The sequence below is a fragment of the Synechococcus sp. R55.8 genome (assembly GCF_047461895.1).
Lineage (GTDB): Bacteria > Cyanobacteriota > Cyanobacteriia > Thermostichales > Thermostichaceae > Thermostichus.
The window spans coordinates 17,329-24,521 of record NZ_JANSIB010000009.1; the positions used below are offsets into that span (position 1 = coordinate 17,329).

Annotated in this window: 8 protein-coding genes and 1 pseudogene; 4 read left to right on the forward strand and 5 right to left on the reverse strand. The window is 58.2% G+C overall.

The genetic code is table 11. From position 1 onward, the window contains the following. The first annotated feature begins 103 nt into the window (after positions 1–103). The 3 genes from NW829_RS01780 (at position 104) to NW829_RS01790 (ending at position 1,537) form a co-directional block, all read left to right on the forward strand. Positions 104–658 carry a sigma-70 family RNA polymerase sigma factor gene (locus NW829_RS01780; RefSeq protein ID WP_414416307.1) on the forward strand — a complete coding sequence of 185 codons (555 nt, stop codon included), beginning with the start codon at positions 104–106 and terminating at the stop codon, positions 656–658. Beyond that, entirely contained in the window at positions 655–1,005 is a 351-nt protein-coding gene (locus NW829_RS01785; protein ID WP_414416308.1) for a hypothetical protein, read from the forward strand. Before NW829_RS01780 ends, NW829_RS01785 begins: the two co-directional genes overlap by 4 nt. Before the next feature lie 109 nt (positions 1,006–1,114). Then, positions 1,115–1,537, forward strand: coding sequence for a Spy/CpxP family protein refolding chaperone (locus tag NW829_RS01790; protein ID WP_414416309.1), 423 nt, complete (start codon positions 1,115–1,117; stop codon positions 1,535–1,537). Positions 1,538–1,694: 157 nt separating this feature from the next. Here NW829_RS01790 and xth read toward each other — a convergent pair whose 3' ends face one another. The 3 genes from xth to sfsA all read right to left on the reverse strand — a co-directional run bounded on the left by xth (position 1,695) and on the right by sfsA (position 4,569). Then, complete coding sequence (gene xth / locus NW829_RS01795; protein ID WP_414416310.1) at positions 1,695–2,480, reverse strand: exodeoxyribonuclease III; 786 nt, start codon at positions 2,478–2,480, stop codon at positions 1,695–1,697. 12 nt (positions 2,481–2,492) lie between these two features. Continuing rightward, entirely contained in the window at positions 2,493–3,752 is a 1,260-nt protein-coding gene (locus tag NW829_RS01800; RefSeq protein WP_414406345.1) for a GTP cyclohydrolase II, read from the reverse strand. Positions 3,753–3,849: 97 nt separating this feature from the next. Next, on the reverse strand, positions 3,850–4,569 hold the full coding sequence (sfsA, locus tag NW829_RS01805; RefSeq protein WP_414416311.1) for a DNA/RNA nuclease SfsA: 720 nt from the start codon (positions 4,567–4,569) through the stop codon (positions 3,850–3,852). A 302-nt stretch (positions 4,570–4,871) separates the two neighbouring features. On the opposite strand from sfsA, the gene NW829_RS01810 reads away from it, so the two are divergent. After that, positions 4,872–5,474, forward strand: coding sequence for an NYN domain-containing protein (locus NW829_RS01810; RefSeq protein WP_414416312.1), 603 nt, complete (start codon positions 4,872–4,874; stop codon positions 5,472–5,474). Positions 5,475–5,520: 46 nt separating this feature from the next. Here the strand turns inward: NW829_RS01810 and cbiE are convergent, their stop codons facing one another. Continuing rightward, a complete protein-coding gene (cbiE, locus tag NW829_RS01815) occupies positions 5,521–6,780 on the reverse strand; it encodes a precorrin-6y C5,15-methyltransferase (decarboxylating) subunit CbiE (RefSeq protein WP_414416313.1) in 1,260 nt (419 codons plus the stop codon). Next, positions 6,781–7,193: pseudogene (locus tag NW829_RS01820) on the reverse strand (hypothetical protein); the annotation flags it as partial.

A 7,193-nucleotide genomic window follows, 5' to 3' on the forward strand; every position in this document is an offset into this window, starting at 1 on the left:
CTTGGCGGGAAGTGGAGGGCCATCGTAGACAGGGATCCTTTGAACCTTTTGGGGGCATTGGGAGTCAGACAAAGCAAGGTTGAGAACAAGGGAGCGTCCTCTCGTGCAGGCGGCAAAGGATACATCCGATTGGGAGCTGATCCAGCGCTGCCTCAACGGCAACAGCCAGAGCTTTCGCCAACTCTACCGCAAATACCAGCAGTCGGTACGGAATATCCTCTATCCCTTGTGTGGAGCCGATCTTTTGGATGACCTGGTACAGGAAGTGTTTATTCGTGCCTGGAAAGGGTTGCCTCGGTTTCGCGGCTCGGCCCAGTTTTCCACTTGGCTGTATCGCATCTGCTGGAATGTGGCCTCAGATCAGCGACGGCGCTGCGCCCGGCAACACTCCCAAACCCAAAACCTGGCCCTCGGATCGGATATCGCTCACCCTGGCCCCGACCTGATGCACTTGCACTACCAACAGGCTCTACAGCAAAGCATGGCTCAGCTTAGCCCTGAACACAGAATGGTTCTGATTCTGCACGACCTAGAAGATCTGCCCCAGAAAGAAATCGCCGAGATTTTAGGGATCCCGGTGGGAACGGTGAAGTCCCGGCTGTTTCACGCCCGTGCCACCATCCGTCAACACCTACTTCAGGAGGGCATTACCCCATGAGTGAGCACCCCAACCCCCTAGCAGACGAGCGGCTGCGCCACTTTTTGCGTCAATATCGCCCCCTCCCTCCCCCTGCGGCCTCTGGGCTGGAGGAGCAGATCCTTCAAGTTGTGGCGACTCATCCACTTCATGGCCGGCTCAAGCACCCTTGGCGTTGGGTTGGCATCTCCCTTTTGGCGGGCGCTTTGCTGGGCTGGATTGGCTATCAGCGCTGGCAGGTACAGGTGGTGGCCCAGGAGACCGAAGCCCTAGAAAGTTTTTTGGTGAGCACTTGGGGAAGCTTGCTGAGCCCAGAGGGAATAGAAACCGAAACTTGGTGGATAGAACGCGATCCAGAGGGATCCTAAATCCATCAGCCTCACGAATATCCCCCTTCATTGACCATTACACCGCTGAGACTTCTGAGACCTTGGTCAGATTCTTGGTCAGATTCTTAGAAAAAGCCTGCAAAGAACCATGAGAAATGCTTGGATTTGGATCCCCATTTTGCCACTCTACCTGGGATCCCTGGGTGAACCGGTGATGGGCCAACCCCGCCCCCTGCGAATGATGGATTTGCGCCGCCCCTTTGCTCGCAATTTGCGGGAGCTGAACCTCTCCGACGAGCAGTTGCGGCAATTGCAGCAGATCCGCCACCGCAAACAGGAAGAGTTGTTGGAGCGCATTTTGGAGTTGAGGGCAGCCCGCGGTCGATTGCGGGAGTTGCTGGTCGGCGATGCCCCTGAGTCAGAAGTGGCAGCTCAATTTCAGCGAGTACAACAGCTAACCCAAGAAGTGAATGCCAAACGTTTTGAGGCAGTTCTGGAAATGCGACAGGTCCTCAGCTCAGAACAGCGGCAACACCTGCTGAAAATTCTCGAAGAGGCCGCTCCATTTTAATTGGATGGCTGGTTGGTATGAGCTGTTATGGTCATTTAAACAGGAATGAAACATTTCCGCCTGGCTCCCCTCTTCCTCTGAGAGAAGGGGTGAAGGCAGTGGCAGGGAGCGTTTGGGGAGTGTCTCAACCTAGCTTGAAATGACTATAACAAGGCGCTTAAATATCCAGGGCAACAATGACAGGGGCATGATCGCTGGGTTTTTCGGCCCGCCGTGGCTCAACATCGATCCAGCAAGCGGTGGCTTTCTCCTGTAGCTCACGAGACAGATAATGATGATCAATGCGCCAGCCGCGATTCCTTTGAAACCCCCCCGAGCGATAGTCCCACCAGCTAAAATGGCCGGGATCTGGGGTGAACCTGCGAAACGCATCTTCAAACCCTAAAGCCAGGATCTCCCGCAGGGCTTGTCGCTCCGGTTCGGAAGCCATGATTTCTCCCGCTTTTTGGGGATCATAAATATCCCGATCTTCCAGGGCAATGTTAAAGTCCCCGCAGAGCAAGATGGGATCCCCTTGGCTCAGGGCAACGGCGAGGTAATCCTTCAGCGTGGCTAGCCAGCGCAATTTATAGGCGTATTTTTCCGATCCCACCTCAGAACCGTTGGGCACATAAAGGTTGAGAATACGGATCCCGCGGTAGATGGCGCTCATCAGCCGCTTTTGCTCGTCCAAATCTGCCGCCGCAGGCAACAGCGCACCAAACCCCCGTTCCACTTTTTCCGGGGGATCCCGGCTGATCAGAGCCACACCGTTGTAGGACTTTTGCCCGTAGACCTCCACATGAAAGCCCCGCTCCTGAAAAGCCGTCCGGGGAAAGTCTTCATCCACCACCTTGGTCTCCTGCAGGCAGAGCACATCCAGGGATCCCTGGCTGTCCAGCCAAGCCAAAACCTGAGGCAGCCGGGTGCGAATGGAGTTGACATTCCAGGTGGCCACTTGCATGAGGGATCCCGCTCACTCCACCAAGGCCCTTCCTCGGATTTGGGCCAGCCGCTCCGCATCCAGTACCTCACCCTCAGTGTAGTAGCCGGCAGCTTTTTTGGCCTCGATCTCCACACGGGCATCCGCCGGGATCAGCTCTTCTGGGATGGGCACCCGCTGCAGAACCTCAATGCCGGAGTTGGTGATGGCTCGATACTTGAGGTCGCTCATGGAAATCAGGCGATCGATTCGGGTTATGCCCAGCCAATGGAGCACATCCGGCATCAACTCCTGAAACCGGATGTCTTGCACCCCTGCCACACACTCGGTACGGGTGAAGTAGGCATCGGCCCGATCCCCTCCTTCCTGGCGCTTGCGGGCGTTGTAGACCAAAAATTTGGTCACCTCCCCCAAGGCGCGGCCTTCTTTGCGCAGGTACACAATCACCCCGGCTCCACCGGCCTGGGCCGTCTTAACGCATTCCTCAATGCCATGCACCAGGTAGGGGCGGCAGGTGCAAATATCCGAGCCAAACACATCGGAACCATTGCATTCGTCGTGAACCCGCACCGCCAGGGGCAAAGCCGGGTCGGTGATGGCGGCCACTTGCCCGATGATGTACACCGTCTGGCCACCGATGGGCGGCAAAAACACCGATAGGTCTGGACGGGTCACCAATTCTGGAAACATGCCTCCCGTCTGCTCGAAGAGGGTGCGGCGCAGCAGGCTTTCGCTCACCTGCAATCGTTTGGCGATCCCCGGCAGGTACCAGACCGGCTCGATTGCGGCTTTGGTGACCACCAGGCTGCCATTGTCTTTGAGGATCCGGCCATCCACCCGCAACCGCCCTTTGTTGACCGCCTCCTGCAGTTCGGGCATGTGGATGTGGGCCTGAGTAATGGCAATAGTAGGGCGAATATCGTAGCCCTGGGCATAGAGGGGAGCAAAGACTTCTCCCACAACCGCTCCCCAGGGATCCAAGGACACAATCCGGTCTGGATCTCCCCAGCTTGGGTGAGGGCCAATCGACACCACCGGGGCAGTATGGGTTAAATCGGCGCGGTGATCCGCCTGCAGAGAGCCACTGGCTACAGCCAATGCCCGATAGACAGCGTAGGCTCCCGCATGGGTGCCGATGACATTGCGATGGGCAAGATTGGTTAGGCTACCCACCACCGGCCCCCGCCGCAGCGGATCCAAGGCTCCCCAGCGGATCGGCTGGGCTTGCGTCCCATGAGGGGAGGGATGGGAAGTCAGGACAATGTGATGAGGACGGGAGGAAGGTTTGCTCATGGTCCTCAAGTGCTTGGAAAACTAAGAATCTGGAGAAAGCAGTATTATAGGCCATCCCCAGCCGTTTCCAGAGAGCCTGACCCTTCTTTTGGGGTGCCTAGACAACGATTTTGGCCAAACCCAAGGGGCGGATCCCTGCCGGCGAAACCTCGACCCGATAGGGCAACATCTCCACTCCGGCTTGCAGGGCCTCACGAAACAGACGGGCATAGCGGGGATCCCGTTCTTCGCCGGGGGCAAACTCGGTGCAATCGGCGCGATTGATCCAGTACATCAGCAGGGCACGCTGACCCTGTTGGCGCACCGCGATCAAATCTTCCAGGTGTTTTTGGCCGCGAGTGGTCACCGTATCGGGAAACAGCGCACGGGATCCCACAGCCCAGGTGGTATTCTTCACCTCCAAATAGGCCGAGCCAGAGTCTCCTGTCAGCAGAAAGTCGATTTTGCTCCTGCCGCAGGTCACCTCCCGTTGCCGGCGAGAAAACCCTGCCAATTGAGGAAACCACCCTCGCTCCAGCCCCCATTCCACCAGGCGATTGGGCAAGCTGGTGTTGATCCCCACCCATACCCCATCCACCTGGATCATCTCCCAGGTGTAGGCCAGTTTCCGTTTCGGCTCTGGGTGATGGGAGAGGTACACAGGTGCCCCCACCTGACAGACCCCACTCATCGGCCCCGTGTTGGGGCAATGGGCGATGATCTGTTGCCCGTTTTCCAGCTCCACATCGGCCAAAAACCGCTTGTAGCGGCTGCGCAGCACCCCTCTGTGCAAGGGGCTCGAAAAGCGGTAAGGTACCGGCCCATCCCCGCACTCCATCCCCAAAGCCTCTCCTTTCGTAGGTATTTTTCTTTAGGATTTTGGAAATCTTCTCCGGGGATCGTCTCTCCTGCGCTAGGGTAAATCATGTGTCCCAGGGCTTGGGGCAGCCTTTTACGGCTTTTTCCGACTTCATGGGAATTCTGCAGATCACTCTGCGAAGCAGTAAGATCCCTATCGCACAAGAGAGGCGTCTGCATTATCTGTAGTCGGTGCTGCCGGAAAGAGCTGTATTGGCGATTAAACCCATTTAACACCTCTTTTTTCTGCCCTTTTGTCAAAACTTGGAGAAGAAAACCCGAATGCTGCGTCTTGATCCTGATCCCGGCTTTCAGCCTGCGGATCCCTTGCAGGACAACCGTGGGCGTGTGGCCATATTCATCGACGGGTCTAATCTGTTCTACGCCGCTCTGCAACTGGGCATTGAGATCGACTACACCCGTCTGCTGAAGACGCTGAGTGGTCGGTCGCCCCTTTTGCGCTCTTTTTTCTACACCGGCGTCGATCGCAACAACGAAAAGCAGCAGGGGTTTTTGCTCTGGATGCGCCGCAATGGCTACCGCGTGGTTACCAAAGAGCTAACCCAGTTGCCCGATGGATCCAAGAGAGCCAACCTGGATGTGGAAATTGCCGTGGATATGCTGTCGCTGGTGCGCTGGTATGAGACGGCTGTGCTGGTGAGCGGCGATGGAGACTTGGCCTATGCGGTCAATGCCGTTAGCTACCAAGGGGCACGAGTGGAGGTGGTCAGCTTGCGTTCCATGACCAGCGATCAACTGATCAACTTGGCGGATCGCTACATCGACCTGGAATCCATCAAAGACCAAATCAAGAAGACCAACCGTCCCTCCTCCGCCTACCTGTACCGACCGGGGTTCACCACCGATGAGGAGGACGAGGGATAACTTTCCCTCCCCCACAGGGAGAAGGGAAAGCAGAGCAACGGGGGGCTTACTGGGCTTTCCAATTTGAAGGGATCCCTTGCAGCAGGTAAACCGGGTTCAGGGGGGCAAAGCGGGTGCCCTCGGCCAGGACGGCAGAGCGGGAGATCTGAACGTGATCTACTCGAACTTGCCAGCCCCGAGAACGCAGCCATTGCAGGGCCTCGCTGCAGGTTTCTAGGGTAGCGAAGTTGGCCACTAAGATCCCTCCAGGCCGCAGGCGGGCTTCCACCACCGGCAGCAGGTCGCGGATCCCTTTGCCGCCGCCGCCCAGCACCACCCGATCTGGGTCGGGCAAGTTGGCCAACACTTGGGGGGCTGCCCCCGGGATCACCTGCAGGTTCTCTGGGCCAAAGCGTTGCCGGTTGCGCCGAATCAGACAGATGCCCATGGCGTTGCGCTCGACAGCATAGACCTGGAGCCGAGAAGAGAGGCGGGCTATTTCGATGGCCACCGAGCCGGTGCCGGCACCGATATCCCACACCACGCCCTCTTGGGGGAGCTGCAGGGATCCTAAGGTGAGCAGGCGGATGGGCTGCTTGGTGATCAAGCCGGGCTGGTCGGGAAAGGTGTAGAACTGGTCGTCCGGGATCCCGACCAAAGGCCAGCGATGGGGATCTGGCTCCGGTTCTACCCGTCGCAGCACCACCACGTTGGGGTTGGAGAAGGATGAATTCTGACCTTCCTGGAGGGGCACGATCTGCTCTTGAGGGGATCCCAGTTGACTACAGACCCAGGCTTGGTAACGCACCGGCAGCCGCAGGTCGGCAATGAACTGGGCCAAGACGGTCGGTGTATGCTCCGGATCGGTGAGCACCACGATCACAGGGGATCCCTGCTTGAGAACGGCTTCCAACCGCTCCACTCCCCGCCCGTGCAGGCTGAGGATGGTCGCCTCCTGCCAGGGGATCTGCAGGCGGTTCAGGGCCAGCTGCACCGAGCTCACCTGCGGATAGAAGGCCAACCGCTCCGCTGGGAAATACTCCGTCAACAGCCGCCCGATCCCGAAAAAAAGCGGATCCCCGCTGGCCAACAAAACTAGGGATCCCTGAGCCATCTCCTGCTGCAAAAGCGGGATCCAACTTTCCACCGGCCCGGTGAGCGGGATCTTGCGGGCCGGATGATCGGTAAAGTGCCGGAGCAGATGAGGGGCTCCTGCCAAAACCCTGGCTTGGGAAAGGGGGGGGATCCCCCAGGAAGCCACAGAGCCATCCCCCGCTACCCCTACGACCGCAAGCTGAGGTGACCGCCCAGGTGCTGCCGTAGCCATTTAACGTTCGACAGGTGGGTGGTATTGGCGCATGTGATTGAGAAAATCCAGTCGCAGCTCCGCCACTTCCCGTTGCATTTCCCGCATCTCCCGAATAAAGCTGAGTTGAGCCTCGATCAGGCGGCCATCGCGCTCCCGAAATTGCTCCATCATCATGGCTTGCGCTTCCCTCAGTTCGGCAAACCCAGCCTGCATATCTCGGCGGCACTCCTGTATGGCCACCTCCAGCTCGTCTCCCCGCTCTTCGTTCTGTCGAATCCGCTCCTGGTTCTGTTGGATCAACGCCCTGATCTCCTGGATTTCGGTCTGGAGTTGGGCTTCCATAGCCTGCCGCTCGGCCCGCATTTCGGCCATCTGGGCCTCAAAGCGCTCGGCAGATCGTTGCTGCTCGGCCCGCATTTCGGCCATCTGAG